The 20,115-nt window shown below is 72.6% G+C and carries 11 protein-coding genes and 1 tRNA gene; 3 read left to right on the top strand and 9 right to left on the bottom strand.

Annotated features, from left to right (window positions below):
* Positions 1-17 precede the first annotated feature (17 nt).
* The gene (locus tag ACZ7L1_RS28505) at positions 18-2,999 is read right to left on the bottom strand and encodes an AfsR/SARP family transcriptional regulator (RefSeq protein ID WP_471440929.1); all 2,982 of its coding nucleotides are present in this window, start codon (positions 2,997-2,999) and stop codon (positions 18-20) included.
* A 649-nt stretch (positions 3,000-3,648) separates the two neighbouring features.
* Entirely contained in the window at positions 3,649-4,527 is an 879-nt protein-coding gene (locus tag ACZ7L1_RS28500) for a glycosyltransferase family 2 protein (RefSeq protein WP_471440960.1), read from the bottom strand.
* 342 nt (positions 4,528-4,869) lie between these two features.
* Between ACZ7L1_RS28500 and ACZ7L1_RS28495 the strand changes: the two genes are divergently transcribed.
* Both ACZ7L1_RS28495 and ACZ7L1_RS28490 read left to right on the top strand, forming a co-directional pair.
* Positions 4,870-5,706: a TrmH family RNA methyltransferase gene (locus ACZ7L1_RS28495; RefSeq protein ID WP_471440927.1), complete on the top strand. Its 837-nt coding sequence runs from the start codon at positions 4,870-4,872 to the stop codon at positions 5,704-5,706.
* Between the two features lie 321 nt (positions 5,707-6,027).
* Positions 6,028-7,869 carry a trypsin-like serine protease gene (locus tag ACZ7L1_RS28490; RefSeq protein WP_471440925.1) on the top strand — a complete coding sequence of 614 codons (1,842 nt, stop codon included), beginning with the start codon at positions 6,028-6,030 and terminating at the stop codon, positions 7,867-7,869.
* 205 nt (positions 7,870-8,074) lie between these two features.
* Here ACZ7L1_RS28490 and ACZ7L1_RS28485 read toward each other — a convergent pair whose 3' ends face one another.
* Positions 8,075-8,710 carry a class I SAM-dependent methyltransferase gene (locus ACZ7L1_RS28485; RefSeq protein WP_471440923.1) on the bottom strand — a complete coding sequence of 212 codons (636 nt, stop codon included), beginning with the start codon at positions 8,708-8,710 and terminating at the stop codon, positions 8,075-8,077.
* Positions 8,711-8,771: 61 nt separating this feature from the next.
* Complete coding sequence (locus ACZ7L1_RS28480) at positions 8,772-9,248, bottom strand: hypothetical protein (RefSeq protein ID WP_471440921.1); 477 nt, start codon at positions 9,246-9,248, stop codon at positions 8,772-8,774.
* Between the two features lie 133 nt (positions 9,249-9,381).
* Between ACZ7L1_RS28480 and ACZ7L1_RS28475 the strand changes: the two genes are divergently transcribed.
* Positions 9,382-10,476: a sensor histidine kinase gene (locus ACZ7L1_RS28475; RefSeq protein WP_471440920.1), complete on the top strand. Its 1,095-nt coding sequence runs from the start codon at positions 9,382-9,384 to the stop codon at positions 10,474-10,476.
* Between the two features lie 201 nt (positions 10,477-10,677).
* Here the strand turns inward: ACZ7L1_RS28475 and ACZ7L1_RS28470 are convergent.
* The 5 genes from ACZ7L1_RS28470 to topA form a co-directional block, all read right to left on the bottom strand.
* A tRNA-Thr gene (locus ACZ7L1_RS28470) sits at positions 10,678-10,751 on the bottom strand.
* 108 nt (positions 10,752-10,859) lie between these two features.
* A complete protein-coding gene (locus ACZ7L1_RS28465) occupies positions 10,860-12,479 on the bottom strand; it encodes an alpha/beta hydrolase (protein ID WP_471440918.1) in 1,620 nt (539 codons plus the stop codon).
* Positions 12,480-12,609: 130 nt separating this feature from the next.
* The gene (locus ACZ7L1_RS28460; RefSeq protein WP_471440916.1) at positions 12,610-13,815 is read right to left on the bottom strand and encodes a DNA polymerase III subunit delta'; all 1,206 of its coding nucleotides are present in this window, start codon (positions 13,813-13,815) and stop codon (positions 12,610-12,612) included.
* A gap of 109 nt (positions 13,816-13,924) precedes the next feature.
* Positions 13,925-17,104 (bottom strand): dTMP kinase, encoded by a 3,180-nt coding sequence (gene tmk, locus ACZ7L1_RS28455; RefSeq protein ID WP_471440914.1) that lies wholly within the window; start codon positions 17,102-17,104, stop codon positions 13,925-13,927.
* Positions 17,105-17,251: 147 nt separating this feature from the next.
* The gene (gene topA, locus ACZ7L1_RS28450; RefSeq protein ID WP_471440912.1) at positions 17,252-20,113 is read right to left on the bottom strand and encodes a type I DNA topoisomerase; all 2,862 of its coding nucleotides are present in this window, start codon (positions 20,111-20,113) and stop codon (positions 17,252-17,254) included.
* Positions 20,114-20,115: the final 2 nt, after the last annotated feature.

Raw genomic sequence — 20,115 nt, 5'->3', positions numbered from 1 at the left:
CCGGCGCCCGTCCGGTCTCACCCCTCCGCCAGCAGTTCCCTCAGCTCCCCCGCCACCGGACTGTCCGTGCACTCCAGGGCCGAAAGGGCCGCCTCCCACTGCCGGCGGGCCTCCTCGGCGTCGCCCTCGGCCCGGCACAGCAGGCCCCGTTGGTGGCGGGCGAGCCCTTCGGTGTAGCGGTCGCCGCGCCGGGCGGCGAGACACAGCAGCACATCGCACTCGCGCGCGGCCCGCCCGGGGTCCCCCCGTTCCCGCAGCGCCCGCACCAGGCCCAGCCGGGTCTGGGACTCGCCCTGCCAGTGGCCGTGTCCGCCGAGGATGCGCAGGCTCTCCTCGAAGTGGGGTACCGCGGCGTCCGGTTCACCGAGCGCGAGATGGGCGAAGCCCATGTTGCAGTGTGCGGAGTGACGGACGATCACATGACCGATCCGCTCGCCGATCTCCAGGCTGCGGCGGTGGTGGCCGATGGCGCCCCGCGGGTCCGTGTGCTCGTACAGGTTGCCGAGGTTGCTGTAGGTGATGGCCTCCTGCATCGGGTCGTCGAGCACACGCGTGTACTCCAGGCACTGCCTGAGCGCCTCACCGGACTCCTGGTAGCGCCCGAGGACCCCCAGCAGCAGCCCCCGGTTGTTCAGGCCACGGCACAGGCAGGAGAGATCGCCGAGCCGCCGCCAGATCTCCAGCGCCTCGTCCAGCAGGGAGAGCGCGTCGTTGCCCCGGCCCTTCAGGAACTGCACCCCGGCCATGTCCAGCAGCGCGTAGGCCTCCGCCGGTGCGTCCGCGAGGGCCCGCGCCCCGCGCAGGGCGGCGCGTACGAGCGCCTCCGACTCGGCGACGCGGCCACGGCGCTGCAAGGGGGAGGCGATCATGCGGACGAGCAGGGGCACATGGGCGAAGGTGTCCGCGTGACGCTCCACGAGGGCGACGATGTTCTCCAGTTCGAGGACGATCCAGTCGGCGGCGGCCTCGGCGGAGCCGAAGGCGGGCACGGACGCCACGTCCGCCGTGTGCGTCCGGGGCTGTGAGGGGGTCGCCCGGAGCCGGTCCGTGCGCTCGGTGCCCGGCTCGACCAGCGCCTCGAGGGCGCGCGTGGCCATCGCGGCGTACCAGCGCAGGGCGACCTCGGCGCCGCAGCGCTCCGGCTCGACGCCCTGTTCGCTCGCCACGGTCTCCTGGGCGAAGTCCCGGACGAGGTCGTGCGGCGCGTACCGGCCGTAGGCGGTCTCCTCCAGCAGGGCGACGTCGACCAGGCGGTCGAGGGCGGCCTCGGCGCGGCGTTCGTCCGTGCCGAGGAGGCGGGCGAGGAGGGACGCGCCGTAGCCGGGCAGGTCCAGGGCGCCGATCCGGGCGAGGGCGCGTGCCGCGTCCCGGTCGGCCTCGCGGTCGGAGGCGCGCAGCGCGTCGTGTGCGACGGCGAGCGACCGGCGCACGCTCAGGTCGTCGTACTCCAGATGGTGCAGCCGCCCCTCGGTGGCGGCGAGTTGACCGGCCAGCACGTCCGGGGTGAGGGCGCGGCGGGCGGCGAGTCGCGCCGCCACGATGCGCAGGGCGAGCGGGAGCCGCCCGGCGAGTTCGACGAGCGGGTGCCCGGCGTGCAGGCCGTCCCGGCCGGAGAGCGCGCGCAGCAGGGCCGCGCTGTCCTCGTCGCTGAGCGGGGCGAGCGGGACCCGGTGCGCGCCGTCGAGCGCGGTGAGCGGGGAACGGCTGGTCACGATCACCGCGCAGCCCGGGCCGCCGGGCAGCAGCGGACGCACCTGGGCGGCGTGCGCCGCGTCGTCCAGCACCATCAGGGTGCGGGTCGGGGCGAGCAGCGAGCGGAGCAACGAGGCGGCGGCGTCCGGGTGTTCCGGGATGCGGTGCGACTCGGCGCCGAGGTCGCGCAGCAGCGCGGCGAGTGCCTGCGCGGGGACGAGCGGGGTCATGCCGGGGGTGGCGCCGTGCAGATTGACGTAGAGCTGACCGTCGGGGAAGCGTTCTCGCAGTCCATGCGCCACATGCAGGGCCAGCGCGCTCTTGCCGACCCCGGCCATACCGCTGACCACGGCGATGCCAGGCGTGTCGCGTTCGGCGGCGAGGAACCGCAGCAGATCCTCGCGGACGGCTTCGCGACCGGTGAAGTGCGCGGGAGCGGGTGGGAGTTGGGCGGGCCTGGGCGCCTTCGTACGGTCGCGGCCCGGGTGGTCGGTGCACGGGTCGTCCGCCTGCTGAGCGTCCGCTCCCGTCCCGTCGCCGCTCGCGGCCTGCCCCTCCCGGAGGATCTCCAGATGCGCCTCGCGCACCGCGGCGCCGGGCTCGACGCCGAGCTCCTCGATGAGACGGGCCCGCAGGTCGCGGTGGACGGCCAGGGCCTCCGCCGGGCGCCCAGCGCGGTGCAGGACCAGCATCAGCAGCCGGTGGAACCCCTCCCGCAGCGGATGCTCGGCGACCAGCGCGGCCAACTCCGGTGCCAGGTTCCCGAGCCGCGCCCCACCGAGCTGCAGTTCCGCGTCGTACCGCCACTCCAGGACGAGCAGCCGCGCCTCCTGAAGCCGCTGCACCAGCGCATGCGCTCCGGTCTCGTGAGGAAGCCCGGCGAGCGGGGTGCCGCGCCACAGTGCGAGCGCGGCGGACGCCTCGCGCAGGGCGCCCTCCCAGTCCCGGGCGGCGTGTGCGGCGCGGGCCGCGATCAGGTGCTCCTCGAAGACGCGCACGTCCAGTTCGCCCTCGTCGACGCGCAGCAGATAGCCGGGCGGCACCGCGCGCAGCCGCTCACTGCCGTCGTCGCCGAGCAGGCGGCGCAGCCGGGTGACGTGGTTCTGCAGGGACGCCTGTGCGGAGGCCGGCGGCGCGCCGGCCCACAGCGCGTCCTTCAGGGCCTCGACCGAGACGACCCGGCCGGGCTCCAGCAGCAGCGCGACCAGCAGGGCGCGCACCTTGCCACTGCCGATCGTGCGCACCTCGGCGTCGGCGCCGTACACGACGGGCGGACCCAGCAGTCCGAACCGCAGCCCGTCCCGCATCGCCGCCCCGTCGCCCTTCCTCCCCCGACCTCTCGGCTTCGCTCGAGCAGGGGGGACCCCGATGGCACGCTCGCCGTGCCTCGCCTCACCGTGCGGCACGACCGCCGCGTAACGCCTGATCGCGCGGCCCGACCCCCGCGTCCCGCCGTCGGATCGCGTCGACGAACGGCGCGTTTCCATCGAACCGGGCCACAACTCCTAGTAAAACAGGCCAGCTCACGGCTTCCTCGCCAGCCGTTGGCCCCATGTTAGCGATCTGTTGGCGTGGCCTGATGTGATCCTTTCATCGGATCTGGCCCGACGGTGCGCGCGTTCACGCGTAGCTCGGGGGAGTGTCGCCGCCGTGGCCGGATCCGGGATCGCACGAGGACCCGGTCGGTAGAGGTGAACGACCGGGTCCTTCGTCGTCTCCGCGCGCGGGCCGCCTCCATGGGGTGCGCCTGCCCACCACCGCGCGGGCTACTCCTCGGGCGTCCCGCAACCGGGGCCTCCGGCAACCGGCGGTCCGGACCATCCGGGGTTCCGGACCATCCGGGGTCCCGGACCATCCGGGGTTCCGGACCATCCGGGGTCCCGGACCATCCGGGGTCCCGGACCATCCGGGGTTCCGGACCATCCGATCCGGGGGTTCCGGATCACCCCGGAACCCTCAGATGATCGGCGGCCGGCCGAGCCTGGTGAGCCGCCACACCGTGCGCCAGCGCATGGGCCGCCGTGCGCCGCCGGAGGTCCGCAGTCCCTCCAGGAACCCGCCGAACCAGGCCTTCAGCCCGCCGACCGACCGGGTGCGCAGGAGGGTTACGGCGATCCACACCCCGAGGTGGACCGGGATGAGGGGAAGCGGCAGTCGCCGCCGTACGAGCCAGACGCGGTTGCGGGCCGTGACGCGGTAGTAGACGGCGTGCCGGGCGGGTGAGGTCTTCGGGTGCTGGAGCAGCAACTCCGGCGCGTACAGGATGGTCCACCCGGCGTCGGCGGCCCGCCAGGCCAGGTCGGTCTCCTCGTGTGCGAAGAAGAACTCCGCGGGCCAGTCGCCGGTCTCGGCGAGCATGGCCATGGACAGCGCGTGCCCGCCGCCGAGGAAGCCGGTCACCTCCCCGCCGCGCATCGGGTCGGCGGCCCCGACCCTGGGCACGTGCCGCTGCTGGGTCTCGCCGTGCTCGTCGGCGATGCGGAAACCGACGATGCCGAGCCGGGGGTCGGCGGCGTACAGGTCCCGTACGCGGCGCAGCACGTCGGCGTCCACGAGCAACCCGTCGTCGTCGAGTTCCACCACGACGTCGACGTCCCCGAACTCCCGCAACCGGGCGAGGCCCACGTTGCGGCCGCCGGGGCAGCCGAGGTTCTCGTCGGTCTCGATGCAGGTGACCTCGCCCGGGAGGTCAAGGCGCTCGGCGAACTCGGGCAGCGGGCAGCCGTTGCCGATGATCACGATGCGGGAGGGGGCGAGGTCCTGCTTGGCGACGGACCTGAGGAGCGCGTCGACCTCGGCGGGCCGGTTACCCATGGTCACGACGGCGACGGCGATCCTGGGCCCCTGCTCCTGCTGCGGCTGCGCCTGCGCCTGCGCCTGCGCCTGCGCCTGCGCTTGCGACACGACACCCACCCCATCCCACCGACGACTGACCACGCGATGCTAGCCGTTCACCAAGAGGACGCCCGGTGTCCGCCGGTTCCCCCCGTACCGGACGACTTTCCGGGGCGTAGGGGACGGGACGGGGCGCGCGGGCACGCGGCGCCCCGTCCCCGGGCCCGCATGTACGCTGGCCGCAACCGCGCGGCAGCGCAGCGCACCACAGCAGCACGAGCGAGAACACGAGAAAGGGGGCGGAGGATCGGAGCCCGCCGCGGACCGTGACTCCCACCGCCCATGCCGTCCAACCCCCGGGCCGGGTCGCCCAAGGAGATCTCCAGCCCGAGCAACCCCCACGTCAAGGAACTCGCCGCCCTCCGCCGCCGACGCAGCAGGCAGGCAGCCGGAGTGACCCTCGTGGAGGGGTACGAGGAACTGGACCTCGCGCTGCGGGCCGGTGTGCGCCCCCGTGAGCTGTACTTCTGCCCCGCGCTGACCGGCGGGTCCGACCCGCGGGACGTGGTGGCCCGTGCGGCCGAGCGCGGCGCCGCCCTGTACAGCCTCAGCAGGCAGGCGTTCGACAAGGCGGCGTACCGCGAGGGCCCGGACGGCTGGCTCGCCGTCGTCCCGGACATCGAGACCGACCTCTCCCGCATCCAGGTCGACGACCGGTCCCTCTTCCTGATCTGCGAGAGCGTCGAGAAGCCCGGCAACCTGGGCTCGATGCTGCGCACCGCGGACGCGGCCGGAGTGACCGCGGTCATCTCCGCCAACCCGGTGACCGACTGGGGCAACCCCAACGTGATCCGGGCCAGCAAGGGCACGGTGTTCGCCGTCCCGATCGCCTCGGCCGACTCCGAACAGGTCATGCGCTGGCTGGCCGACCACGAGGTGAACGTCGTCGCCACCACCCCCGACACCGACGTCCTGATGGCGGACGTCGACATGACCGGGCCCACGGCGATCCTCGTCGGCAGCGAGAAGTACGGCCTGTCGGACCGGTGGCTGGGGGGCAGCCACACGAAGGCCAAGATCCCGATGTTCGGCCAGGTGGACTCGCTCAACGTCGGAGTGTCGGCGGCGCTGTTCACCTACGAGGCCGTACGGCAGCGGATGGCGTCGGGCCGACGCTGAGGCGGGGCGGCGAACGTCCCGTCCGTGAAGGGGAGTTCCGGCCGAGCCCCGCGCGTGGTCGCCGCCCTGCGGTGCAGCCGTGCCCCCGCACGCGGGACACGGCGATGCGCTGACAGCGCTGACAGCGCTGACAGCGACAACTCGACTTCGCCGCACGAGCGTTCGCGATCCGCTTCCGCACAGGAGGGGCAACCGGTGTCCTAGGCGAAAACTTTAAGCATCTGTGGCCTGTGCGACTGGTGAAGATCAGCGAGTCGACAGTACTATCAGCCGCTTGTCTTCAAGCACTTCTCCAGCATCTTCACTCATCAGGAGACCTGAGTGTCCTCTGCCCACAGAGGCGGGAATCACCGCCGCCGGGGCCGGATAGCCGTACGCGCCGCTGCCGCCACGCTGTTCCTCGGCGGCGCCGGCGCGTTCCTCATGGCGCCCGCCAACGCGGCGCCCCTGCCGACGGACATCGGCGTCCAGGGCCACGACAGCGTCGGCAAGTCGCAGCTCAAGGCCCGCGTGCAGGGCGCGATCACCGCGCCGGCCGCCAACACCCCCGCCAGCCTGCGCCCCGCCGCGAGCGCGGGCACGGCGTCCGGCACCACCACCAGCCCGAAGCCGCAGCCGTCGGCTTCCGGCACCGCCAGCCCGCAGATCATCGGCGGCACGACCACCAGCATCTCCACGGCCCCGTGGATGGTGCAGCTGTGGTACTACGACGACAAGGGCACCAGCGACACCAGTGACGACGTCGGCTTCTTCTGCGGTGGCACCGTCGTGTCGCCCACGAAGATCCTCACCGCCGCGCACTGCGTCTCGGGCTACGACTGGCACAACAACGGCGCCATCATCTACGGCACCGCCCAGCTGCCGACCACCGACTCGTCGACCAACACCACCGACTTCCACGGCGGAACGGTGGCGGGCGTCTGGCGGCAGTGGAACGATTCTTCGTTCCGGATCACCTCGACCGGCACCGCCGTCAACGACGTCGCCGTGCTGACGCTGCCCGACCCGATCAGCGCCCAACCGCTGCCCATCACCACCTCCGACGACACCACGTCGTACAAGGCGGGCACCCCGGCGCAGATCTACGGCTGGGGGCGCACCAGCTCCACCAGCCAGGACATCTCGCAGACCCTGCGCAAGGCCACCGTGCCGGTGAACGGCGACTCGACCTGCTCGAGTTTCTACGGCAGCGACTTCGTCACGGGCGCCATGACGTGCGTGGGCAATCCGGCCAGCGGCACGGACACCGACACCGTCGCCACCTGCAACGGCGACTCCGGCGGTCCGCTGGTCGTGAACGGACGCGTCGTCGGCGTCGTGTCGTGGGGCGTGCAGGACTGCGTGGCCAAGGGCTCGTACAGCGTCTTCACCAAGCTGAGCACGTACGTCGGGGCGACCGAACCGCGGATCGACGACACCGACCTGAGCGGTGACGGTCGCGCGGACATGTTCGCGATCGCCTCCAACGGCCAGGGCTACGAGTACGACTCGCGCGGCAAGTCCTTCGCGCCGCGGATCTCGCTCGGCGACTGGAGCGGGGTCAACCTGGTGCGCCAGGCCGACCTCGACCGCGACGGCTACGCCGACCTGCTGGTGCGCACCACCGACGGCACCCTGTACTGGCAGCACCTCAACCTGTCCACCGGCAACACCGACGTCACCAAGCTCGGGGCCGGCTGGAACAGCATGAAGGTCCTGCTCGTGCCCGGCGACCTCACCGGCGACGGCCAGCAGGACATGCTGGCCATCGACTCCAGCGGCAACTTCTGGCGCTACCCGGGCACCGGCCACGGCAACTTCGGCTCGCGTGTCGAGATCGGCACCGGCTGGGGCGCGTACGGCAGCAACGTCTTCGGCAAGGGCGACTTCACCGGCGACGGCAAGCTCGACCTGCTCGCTCAGGACTCCTCCGGGAACCTGTGGCTGTACAAGGGCACCGGCAACCCGTCGACCCCGCTGGCGCCCCGCGTGAAGATCGGCTGGGGCTTCCACTACAACGCGTACGTGATGAACGGGGACATGACCGGCAACGGTCACTCCGACCTGATCGCCCGCGACAGCAGCAACAACCTGTGGCTGTACGAAGGCACCGGCGACGTCTCGCACCCGCTGGCCTCCCGCGTCAAGGTCGGATTCGGCTACGGCGGCTACCGGCTGAGCTGACCGGTACCGGCGGGAGATCGATCCCGCACTCGGACACCGGGTGAGAACGGGCCCGCGTGCGTCCTGACCAGGGCGCACGCGGGCCCCTTCGCGTTGATGGGAAACCGTGGCGGTGGATGGGCAACCGTTGCGGTGGAAACGAGCCTTCAGGACGGGACGTCCGGCCGGACCGGCCCGCCTCCCCGTGGTCGGCCGGACGGCAGGGTCAGGCCGCCGCTGAGCAGGGGTGGAAGCGGGCCAGGTAGGCGAAGGTGGACCCGTGGCGGCCGGCCAGGTGGAGGCCGGACCCGTCGGCGAGGCGGTGCAACGTGCCGAACGGGATCCAGTGGCGGTCGAAGAACTCGCCGACCACGATTCGGCCGCCGGGGGCCAGCACCCGGACCGCCTCGGCCAGCACCCGCTCCGGCTCCGGTATCTCGCCCAGTGCGGTCACCAGGTACAGGGCGTCGAACGTCCCGTCGGCAAAGGGGAGTTCGCGGGCGTCGGCCCGGGTCGGCGTGATGTTGGCGATACCCCGCCGCTGCGCGCCGCGCATCACGTGGTCGAGCATCTCCGGCTGGATGTCCAGAACGTCCAACCGTCCGTCCGGCCCGAGTTGCGGCGCGACATGCAATGACTGCAGGCCGCTGCCGGGGCCGACCTCCAGCATCCGCTCCCCCGGCCGGGGCCTGAGTACGGAGTCCAGGTTGCGCGATGTCAGGCAGGGCAACTGCAGGTCGAGCAGCCTTCGCTGGCTGTAGGGGTAAGGGGCCTGGTCGCCGAACCACCAGGCGCCCGCGGCGACGGCACCCGCGGCGAGTGCCCAGCGGACGCCGGGCTTGGTCAGGACAGGGTGGGGCATGGGTCTTCTCCGATGCGGTGGTGGGCGGCAGCGGGAAACGAGGCCTAGGGCCAGGAGGTGGTCAGGCCGTCGCGCGGACACGCCCTCTTACAGCCAGCACGGCGCACACCACCGCCAGCGGCAGCTCCGCGCCGAACGCCATCGCCACCGCCGAGAACCGGTCCGCGCCGGGTGCCGCCGTCATCGTGTCGAACCAGGCGTCGACCACCAGCAGCGTCGCCGTGGCGGCGGCCGTGAGCGCGTGCAGATGATGGCCGCGTACGGCCAGCACTCCCGTGGTGATCAGGCCCAGTGCCTCCAAGGCATCCAGGCCGATCCAGGCACTGCACCAGTGCGCGGCGGTGGTGGTTCCCGGCAGGCCGTTGGCCAACACGACCAGCCAGGGCAGCAGAGCCACCCCGCAGACGACCAGGACGTGTTCCGCACGGCACCGGCGGCGAATCCGCATCCCGGCGGAGCTCGACCTACGGCCCTGACCGCGACGGACACACAGCACGCTCATCGGCTCGGTCTCCTCGTGTTCCCCGCTTTCCTTCACGTCCTCAAGCCTTCAGCGCGTGGTGCTCACGGTCAGTAACGCAGGTGTCCGTTCCGGGGTGGCACCGGTTGCACCCCCAAGGCGGCCATTTACGCCATGGACCGCCCCTGACCTCGACACCTACCGTTGGCCCATGCCCATTACCGCCCGTCTGCGGGGTGTTGTCCTGCGGCCGTTCCAAGGAGCCGGACGACCGGTCGCGTTCATCGCCACGGGGGTCCTGATCCAACTCGGCGTACTGCTGGTCATGGCCCTGCCCTGGATGCTCTTCGTCCCGGTGTCGATGGCTGCCGTCCTCCTCGCGGTGCTCGTCCCGCTCGCCGCCGTCGTGCTCTCCGGCCCGCTGCTGACCGTGGCACAGCACGACCGCTTCCATGCCCGGCTGGGCGTGGACATCCCCTCCCCCTACAGCGGGAGGCGACCCCCGCTGCGCAAGTGGCTACGGTCCCCGCAGGGCCGGCGGCAGCTCATGTACCACCTGCTGGACGGGCCGCTGCTGGCCCTCGCCTCGGCTTTCGTCCTTCTGACATGGGCCGCGGCCATCGCCGCCGCCTCCGTCTACGTGTGGCTCTGGCTGGTGCCACTGGACTGGCGCGTCGACCACCCCGGCTACACCACCTGGGCGGCCTACGTCACCGCTGCCGGAATCGCCCTCCTCTACGCGGCTTCCTGGCTTTCCGGAGCCCTCGTCCGGCTCGACACCCGGGCCGCCACCGTGCTGCTCGGCCCGAGCCGCGAGGAGCAACTGGCACGCCGGGTCGAGGCCCTGGCCGAGAGCCGGGCGGGCCTGGTGGACGCGGCCGACGCCGAACGGCGGCGCATCGAACGGGACCTGCACGACGGAGCCCAGCAGGGGCTGGTCTCACTGGCGGTCAACCTCGGGCTGGCCAAGGCCCCGCTCGGGGACCTGCCCGAGGACGCCCGCCGGGTGATCGACGAGGCGCACCGGGAGGCGAAGGAGGCGATAGAGGAGCTGAGCAGTCTGGTGCGCGGGCTGCACCCGGCCGTTCTGGAGGACCGCGGCCTGGACGCCGCGCAAAGATATCCGCCCCGGGGTCCGTTGGAGCCGCCTTCGGGATTCGAGTGCGTCACTCGGTGGCGCGGCCGGACAGGGCCCTGCACGGCGGTGCCGGCTGGCCCGGCCGACGGGACTCGCGCGGTGTCGCACTCGCCCCGCTCGCCGGCTCTCTGGCGCGCGTCAGCAGGGGGGCCGCGGCAAGCGGGGTGAGGTCCTGTCCACCTGTGCGGGCCGCGACGGTCCGTGCTGGGCCTCGGTCACTGATGACCGGGGGCCGTCGGATACCGGGAGCAGCCGGACAGCATCGGGAGGCCCTGCCGACACCCGCGCGGCCCGCTCCCGGCGTCGCCGTCGCGTCCGCCTAACGATAAAACCCCAGGTCGGAAGCATTTCCGACCTGGGGTTCAGGTGAGCCGCCTTCGGGATTCGAACCCGAGACCTACGCATTACGAGTGCGTTGCTCTGGCCATCTGAGCTAAGGCGGCGCGCTGCCCGCACTATGGTGCGATCAGCAACATCGGTAAGTCTACACAGATTCCGGGGGTGCTCTGACCATCCCCCGGAGGGGGAACCCCCAGGGAGTGGCGCGGCGCCTACGAGCAGCGCTTTCCCTTCGCCGGTGGCGTACCGCGGAGCAGATACGCGTCGATCGTCGAGTCCACGCACCTGCTGCCGCGGCCGTATGCGGTGTGGCCGTCACCGTCGTAAGTGAGGAGCCTGCCGGAGGAGAGCTGGGAGGCGAGGGAGCGCGCCCAGCGGTAGGGGGTGGCCGGGTCGCGGGTCGTGCCCACCACCACGATCGGCGCCGCCCCCTTCGCGTGGATGGGGTGCGGCCGTCCGGTCGCGCGCACCGGCCAGTACGCGCAGCCCAGCGACGCCCAGGCCAGTCCCCGCCCGAACACCGGGGATGCCTTCTCGAACGCCGGGAGCGCCTTTTCCACGTCCTCCGGGCCCGCGAACGCGGGCGGCAGGTCGAGGCAGTTCACGGCCGCGTTCGCGGACATCAGATTCGCGTACCTGCCGCCCGCGTCCCGCTCGTAGTAGCCGTCCGACAGCATGAGCAGCCCGGCGCCGTCGCGGTGCTTCATCGCCGAGGTCAGCGCCTGGCGCAGCCGCGGCCAGGCCGCCTCGTCGTACATCGCGGCGATCACTCCCGTCGTCGCCAGGGCCTCGCCGAGCCTGCGGCCGTCCGCGTCGCCCGTCGGGATGGGTGACGCGTCGAGCTTCTTGAAGAACGCCTTCAGCTTGTCGCCGACCTCCGCCGGCGACGTGCCCTGGCCGCCCAGCGGACAGTCCGGTCTCCGGACGCAGTCCTTGGCGAAGGACTGGAACGCCGTCTCGAACCCCGCCGTCTGCTCCTCGTTGAGCCTGCGCGCGGACAGGGCCGGGTCCATCGCGCCGTCCAGCACCATCCGGCCCACCCGCTCCGGGAACAGTCCCGCGTACGTCGCCCCGAGGAACGTTCCGTACGACGCTCCCACGTAGTTCAGCCTCCGGTCGCCGAGCACCCCGCGCAGGATGTCCATGTCCCGGGCCACCTCGACCGTGGAGACATGGCGCAACAGGGCCGCCGAGTGCCGCCCGCAGCCCTCCGCGAACCGCTTGTAGGCATCCACCAGGCGGCGGGTCTCCGCAGGGCCGTCGGGGGTGATGTCGGTCTGCGCGTACGCGTCCATCCGGGGTCCGTCGAGGCATTCGATCGGCTCGCTGTGGGCCACGCCGCGCGGGTCGACTGCGACCATGTCGTAGCGGGCGCGGATCTCGGCCGGGTAGCCGACGCCCGCGTACTGCTCCAGATAGCCGACGGCCGAGCCGCCCGGCCCGCCCGGGTTCACGAGCAGCGACCCGAGGGGCTTGCCCTGGCCGGTGGCCCTCTTGCGGGCCACGGCCAGCCGTACGTCGCCCGCGTCCGGTTTGGCGTAGTCGCGCGGGACCTTCATGGTGGCGCATCGAAAGCCGGGGACGCCGCAGGTGCGCCAGGTCAGCTTCTGTGTGTAGTACCGGGCCAGCGCCGAGGGAGGCGACTGGGGCAGCGCGGCCAGGGCCGTCTGTGCGGTCGTCGAACCGCCGGTGGAGCAGGCGGAGACAAGCAGCGCGGCGGCGGCGAGCAGCGTGCCGCCCGTCCGCATCGCCGTGAGGGAACGACGGGAGCTTCGGGGACGGCGGAGGGGGTGCAGTAGGCGGGACGGTCCGGGAATGCGCCTGGTGTGCATTTCGTGAGCGTAACCGTGGGCGACGGATTGATGCCGTTCAGTGACGCAGGTACCTCGTACGAGTGACACGGTCAAGTACGCGGTCGATCGACCGCCCGCCTGCCCACGAAAGAGCGAAGGCTTTCGCTCCTCATCCCGCTCTGAGCGTCATCGTCATCGCCTCCACCGCCAGCAGCGGCGCCACATTGCGGTCCAGGGCGTCCCGGCACGCGGCGATCGCCTCGATACGGCGGAGGGTGGCCTCGGGTGTGCTGCCGCGGGCCAGCCGCTCCAGGACGTCCTCCGCGTCCGTGTTGGCGAGGGCGACGCGGGAGCCGAGCTGGAGGGCGAGGACGTCGCGGTAAAAGCCCGTGAGGTCGGTGAGGGCCTGGTCCAGGCTGTCGCGCTGGGTGCGCGTCCTGCGGCGCTTCTGCTTGTCCTCCAGCTCCTTGATGACGCCCGCGGTGCCGCGCGGCATCCGGCCGCCCTGCGCCGCGCCGAGCGCCGCCTTGAGCTCCTCGGTCTCCTTGGCGTCGATCTCCTCGGCGAGCTGCTTGGAGTCGTCCGTGGCCGCGTCGACCAGCTCCTGGGCGGCTCTGAGGCAGCCGCCGATGTCGTCGAGCCGCAGGGGGAGCTTCAGGACGGCGGCCCGGCGGGCGCGGGCCCGCTCGTCCGTGGCCAGCCTGCGGGCACGGTCGACGTGTCCCTGGGTGGCGCGGGCGGCGGCGGCGGCGATCTCCGGCTCGATGCCGTCACGCCGTACGAGCATGTCCGCGACCGCCTCCACGGAGGGCGTGCGCAGGTTCAGGTGGCGGCAGCGGGAGCGGATCGTCGGCAGGACGTCCTCCAGGGACGGCGCGCACAACAGCCAGACCGTGCGGGGGGCGGGCTCCTCCACCGCCTTCAGGACCGCGTTGGCCGACTTCTCGTTCAGCCGCTCGGCGTCCTCGACGAGGATCACCTGCCAGCGGCCGGTCGCCGGCGACGTGAACGACTTGCGGACCGTGTCGCGCATGTCGTCGGCGAGGATCTGGGTGCCGACGGCGGCGACCGTGGTGACGTCCGCGTGGGTGCCGATCAGGGCGGTGTGGCAACCGTCGCAGAAGCCGCAGCCGGGGGCTCCGCCGAGCGCGCGGTCAGGGCTCACGCACTGCAGCGCCGCGGCGAAGGCCCGCGCCGTCTGCGTACGTCCCGCGCCGGGCGGACCCGTGAACAGCCAGGCGTGCGTCATCTTGGACGCCTTGGGCGGCGGGGTGTCGGCGGCGGCCGCGGTGACCAGGGCGTCGGCGTCCCGGGCAGCCGCATCGAGCTGCTCGCACACCTTCTCCTGGCCCACCAGGTCGTCCCACACGCTCACGGGGACACCGCCCTTCCGTCGTACTGCGCGTACTGCGCCCTACCGCGATCCATTGTGCGGGTCACCACTGACAACGGCGGCGGCCACCGGCAGCCGGGGCAGGCCCCGCTCAGCGGCGCCTGCCGCGCCCCCGCCCGTCCCGGCCGTCGTCCCAGTCCTCGTCGTGACGGGGGCCGAGCAGTTCGTCCGCCAGAGTCGGGAGGTCGTCCAGGGGCGTCTCCTCCGCCCAGTCCGGGCGCGGGCGGCGAGGGCGGCCGTCGGCATCCAGCTGCGGCAGCTCGCGCGTGCGGTCCTCGGCGCCGTCCGGTCGAGGAGCCGAGCGCCCGTCGCGGAAGAAGCCGGGCGGCACCCTGTCCGCCGGATCACCGGCGCCCGTGTCCCGGACGGGCGGCAGGACGGCCGTCTCGTCGGCGGATCCCGGCACTACGGGAGGCAGCACCGCCGTCTCGTCGGCCGCTCCGTGCGGCTCGGGCGGCGCCGGCAGCTCCGCCGTGGTCTCGGCGTCGGTGTCGCGCGCCCGCACCGGCGGCAGGACCGCGGTCTCGTCCACCGGACCGCCGGACGCGTTCGTCGGCGTCACCAGCGGCGTGGGGACCGTCGTCTCGTTGTCCGGCGACGCGCCCCGTGCGGGCGCGTCGGGTCCGGCGGCTCCCGTGGTGGGCGGGGCCGATGCCGCCGCGGCCGACGCCGCCGCCTCCGCCGCGGCCCTGCGCGCCTCCTCGGCCCGCAGCAGCGCCTCCTCGGCCTTCCGCTGCTTCTCCAGCCGCAGCTCCTCGGCCTCCGCCCGCAGCCGGGCCTCCTCCTCGGCCTGCCTGCGCCGCCGCTCCTCCTCGGCCCTGCGCCGCGCTTCCTCCTCGGCCCGGGCCTTCTCCTCGGCCAGCAGCCGCGCCTTCTCCTCCTCGGCGCGCCGCCGGGCTTCCTCGGCCCGTCGGCGGGCCTCCTCCGCCTGCCGCTCGGCCTCGCGACGCTGCGCCTCCTCCAGCTCGCGCCGCTTGCGCTCCTCCTCCTCGGCTCGCAGCTTGGCGAGCTGCTCCTGGCGCTCGCGCTCCAGCCGCTCCTCCTCGACCTTGCGTGCTGCCTCCTCCTCGGCCTTGCGCCGGGCCTCCTCCTCGGCCTTGCGGCGCGCCTCCTCCTGCGCCTTCAGCTCGGCCTCGGACAGCGGGAGCATCAGGTCGAGCCGGGCCCGGATCACGGTCGTGACCGCCTCGGGCTCCTGTCCGGCGTCGACGACCAGGTAGCGCGCGGGGTCGGCGGCGGCCAGCGTGAGGAAACCGGACCGCACACGTGCGTGGAACTCGGCCGGCTCCGACTCCAGCCGGTCCGGCGCCTCGGTGAACCGCTCCCGCGCGGTCTCCGGCGCGACGTCCAGCAGGACCGTGAGGTGCGGCACGAGGCCGTCGGTCGCCCAGCGGTTGATGCGGGCGATCTCGGTCGGGGACAGATCACGGCCCGCGCCCTGGTAGGCCACGGACGAGTCGATGTAGCGGTCCGAGATCACGACGGCGCCCCGCTCCAGGGCCGGTCGTACGACCGTGTCCACGTGTTCCGCGCGGTCCGCCGCGTACAGCAGCGCCTCCGCGCGGTGCGACAGGCCGGCGCTGGAGACGTCCAGCAGGATCGACCGCAGCCGCTTGCCGACCGGAGTGGCGCCCGGCTCGCGGGTCAGCACCACCTCGTGGCCCTTGCCGCGGATCCACTCGGCGAGCGCCTCGGCCTGGGTGGACTTCCCGGCGCCGTCGCCGCCCTCCAGGGCGATGAAGAATCCGTTCGCCGCGGGGGCGTGCTGCGGATCGTCGCCGCCACGCACGGCGTCGAGCAGGTCCTGCCGCAGCGGCACACCGGAGCGGTCGTCGACCTTGGCGAGCACCAGTGCGGCCACGGGCAACAACAGCGCGCCGACCAGCATCAGCGTGAAGGCGGCGCCGCCGTGCGCGAACACGAACCTGCCGTTCTCCATCCGGTGCGGTCCGATGGCCCCGGCCACCAGCGGCGCCGCGAGCGCGCAGAGCGCGACGCACACCCGGACGACCGCGTGCAGATGCTCGGTCGTCCGCGCCCGGCGGTGCTCCTCGGCCTCCTGGTCGAGCAGCGTGTGCCCGGTGTTCGCGGCCACACCCGCGCCGATGCCCGCGAGCAGCGCGATCAGCAGCACGCTGGTGACGTCCGGGTCGAGCCCGGCGGCGAGCAGCGCTATCCCGGTGAAGGCGATCGCCAGTGCGAGCAGCCGGCGCCGCGACAGCGCGGGCAGCACGCGGGGCGCCGTACGGATGCCGACGACCGTGCCGCCGGTCAGCGCGAGGGCCAGCAGGCCGTACAGCACCGGGCCGCCGCCCAGGTCCTTGGCCTGCAGCACACAGACGGCGACGGCGGCCGCGACCGCTCCGGCGACGGCGGCGCAGGCGAGCACCAGAAGCGGGAGTGCGCCCGTGCGGCCCTTCGCGACGCCCGCGTCCGTCCGGGGACGGCGCAGGCCCTCCAGCGGCGACCGCGCCCGGGGGGTGCGGGTGTCGGGCACCTCCAGCGAGGTGGCCACCGACAGGGAGGCGGCGAACAGCCCGGCCGCCACGTACGACGCGAGGGCCGCCTGGTGCTGGCCGAACCAGGCGATGCCCGTGCCCAGCAGGTTGTTCACCAGCGCCACCACGACCAGTCCGGCAGCGGCGAGCGGCACCGCCACGAATCCCGTCCGCAGCGACAGACGGCGCAGGGCGTCCATGTGGTCCGGCAGCGGACGTACCGTCGCGCCCTCGAGTGGCGGCGCGGGCAGCAGGGCGGGCGCCGCACTCTCATGGCACACCGTCCACAAGCGCTCGGCCACACCGGTGACGAAGGCGGTGACCAGCAGGAGCGCGAGCGCGTTGCCAGGGGTCCAGTCGATCCACAGGGGGGCGACGATCAGCAGGGCGGCCCTCAAACCGTCCGCGCCGACCATGGTCCAGCGGCGGTCGAGCGGCCCCTCCTGGGACGTCAGCGCGCTGAGCGGACCGAGGAGCACGGCCCCGAAGAGCAGAGTGGAAAGAATCCGCGCGCCGAAGACGGTCGCGATCGCGAACGCCACGCCCCGGTAGCCGCCGCCGAAAGAGCCCTCGGCGATGGCCGCCTGGAGGACGAGCAGGACCAGGACGAGCACGGCGAGCGCGTCACCGATGCCGCTTACGAGTTGGGCGCTCCACAGCCGCTTCAGCTGCGGCTGGCGCAGCAGGGCGCGCACGGCGCGTTCGCGGGAATCTGCGACCAGGGCGTCGTCGGGGGCCGCTTGGGGGGCCGTTGGCTGCTCGGCTCGCGTCATGCATTCAGACTATCGGGAGCCACCGACAGCTCGATGCGGCCACTCGCCATGTACACACGGCCCGACACCGAACCGATGCCGGACCGTGTGTTTGACGAAGGGATTGTGAGGAACCGGTGGCTCTGCGGGCCCGGTCCCTCGTCCGCGTCAGTCCTCCGCGGTGCCCTTCGACGCCGCCGTCTTGGCGGCAGCGGTCTTCTTCGCCGTCGTCGTCTTCGCCGTTGTCTTCTTCGCGGCGGTCTTCTTGGCGGCCGTCTTCTTCGCCGCGGTCGACGTCGCCTTCTTGGCCGGTGCCTTCTTGGCCGCGGCCTTCTTCGCCGTCTTCTTCGCGGGCGTCTTGGCGCGCTTCTCCGCGAGCAGCTCGAAGCCCCGCTCCGGCGTGATCGCCTCGACGCTGTCGCCGGAGCGCAGGGTCGCGTTGGTCTCGCCGTCGGTGACGTACGGCCCGAAGCGGCCGTCCTTGACGACGACCGGCTTCCCGCTCACCGGGTCCTCGCCCAGCTCCTTCAGCGGCGGCTTGGCGGCCGCCCGGCCACGCTGCTTGGGCTGGGCGTAGATCGCCTGGGCCTCCTGAAGCGTGATCGTGAAGATCTGGTCCTCGGACTGCAGCGAGCGCGAGTCCGTGCCCTTCTTCAGGTACGGGCCGTAGCGACCGTTCTGCGCGGTGATCTCCTGCCCGTCGGCGTCGGTGCCCACGACACGCGGCAGCGACATCAGCCTCAGCGCGTCGTCGAGGGTCACCGTGTCCAGCGACATCGACTTGAACAGCGACGCCGTGCGCGGCTTGACCGCGTTCTTGCCGGTCTTCGGGGTGCCCTCGGGGAGGATCTCGGTGACGTACGGGCCGTAGCGGCCGTCCTTGGCGACGATCGGGCGGCCCGTCTCCGGGTCCGTGCCCAGCGGGCGCTCGCCGCTCGGCTTGGCCAGCAGCTCCTCCGCCAGCTCGACGGTGAGCTCGTCGGGCGCGAGGTCGGCCGGGATGTCGGCGCGTTGGTGCTGCTCGGTGTCCTTCTCGCCGCGCTCGATGTACGGGCCGTAACGGCCGACCCGCAGCACGATGTCGTCCCCGACGGGGAACGACGACACCTCGCGCGCGTCGATCGCGCCCAGGTCGGTCACCAGCTCCTTGAGGCCGCCGAGGTGATCCCCGTCACCGTTCCCGGCGTCGGCCGCGGTGCCGTTGGCGCCCGCGGGGAAGCCGCTGCCGGATGCCGTCTCGCCGAAGTAGAACCGCTTCAGCCACGGCACGGCCTGCGCCTCGCCCCGGGCGATGCGGTCGAGGTCGTCCTCCATCTTGGCGGTGAAGTCGTAGTCGACGAGCCGCCCGAAGTGCTTCTCCAGGAGATTGACCACGGCGAAGGAAAGGAAGGACGGCACGAGGGCCGTGCCCTTCTTGAACACGTAGCCGCGATCCAGGATCGTGCCGATGATCGACGCGTACGTCGACGGACGGCCGATCTCCCGCTCTTCGAGCTCCTTGACCAGGCTGGCCTCGGTGTAGCGGGCCGGGGCCTTGGTCGCGTGGCCGTCGGCGGTGATCTCCTCGGCGCTCAGCGCGTCGCCCTCGGCGACCTGCGGCAGCCGGCGCTCGCGGTCGTCGAGCTCGGCGTTCGGGTCGTCGGCGCCCTCGACGTAGGCCTTCAGGAAGCCGTGGAAGGTGATCGTCTTGCCGGAGGCGCTGAACTCGGCCTCCCGGCCGTCGGCGGCGGTGCCGCCGATCCTGACGGTGACCGAGTTGCCGGTCGCGTCCTTCATCTGGGAGGCGACGGTCCGCTTCCAGATCAGCTCGTAGAGCCTGAACTGGTCGCCGGTCAGTCCCGTCTCCGCCGGGGTGCGGAAACGATCACCCGAGGGCCGGATCGCCTCGTGCGCCTCCTGCGCGTTCTTGACCTTGGCGGCGTAGGTGCGCGGCGCGTCGGGCAGGTATTCGCCGCCGTACAGGTGCGTTACCTGGGCGCGGGCGGCGGCGATCGCCGTGTCCGACAGCGTCGTGGAGTCCGTACGCATGTACGTGATGTAGCCGTTCTCGTACAGCTTCTGCGCGATCTGCATGGTGGCCTTCGCGCCGAAGCCGAGCTTGCGGCTCGCCTCCTGCTGCAGCGTCGTCGTACGGAACGGGGCGTACGGCGAGCGGCGGTACGGCTTGGACTCGACGGACCTGACCGAGAAGCGGGTGTCCGCCAGGGCGGCGGCGAGGGCGCGGGCGTCCGCCTCGTCGAGGTGCAGGACCTGGCCGCTCTTGAGCTGTCCCAGGGAGTCGAAGTCGCGCCCCTGCGCGACCCTCCTGCCGTCGACGCTCTGCAGACGCGCGACCAGCGACGACGGGTCCGAGGGGTCACCCGCGCGGCCGGTGGCGAAGGTGCCCGTCAGGTCCCAGTACTCGGCGGAACGGAACGCGATGCGCTCGCGTTCCCGCTCCACCACGAGACGGGTGGCGACCGACTGGACACGGCCGGCCGACAGGCGCGGCATGACCTTCTTCCACAGGACCGGCGAGACCTCGTAGCCGTAGAGCCGGTCGAGGATGCGGCGGGTCTCCTGGGCGTCGACGAGCTTCTGGTTCAGCTCGCGCGGGTTGCGCACGGCCTGCTGGATCGCGTCCTTGGTGATCTCGTGGAAGACCATCCGCTTGACCGGGACCTTGGGCTTCAGCACCTCCTGGAGGTGCCAGGCGATGGCCTCGCCCTCGCGGTCCTCATCGGTGGCGAGGAAGAGCTCGTCGGATTCGCGCAGCAGATCCTTGAGCTTCTTGACCTGCGCCTTCTTGTCGGCGTTGACGACGTAGATCGGCTGGAAGTCGTGTTCGACGTCCACGCCGAGGCGGCGGACCTCGCCGGTGTACTTCTCGGGCACCTCCGCGGCGCCGTTCGGAAGGTCGCGGATGTGCCCGACGCTCGCCTCGACGGTGTAGCCCGGGCCGAGATAGCCCTTGATCGTCTTCGCCTTGGCAGGCGACTCGACGATGACGAGTCGGCGGCCGCCCTGTGCGGTCTCGCTGGTCGGGGACAACT

Source organism: Streptomyces sp. NPDC107546, assembly GCF_055639175.1.
The sequence above is the reverse complement of the archived record's forward strand: the minus strand, read 5'-3'. Positions and strand labels throughout refer to the sequence as shown.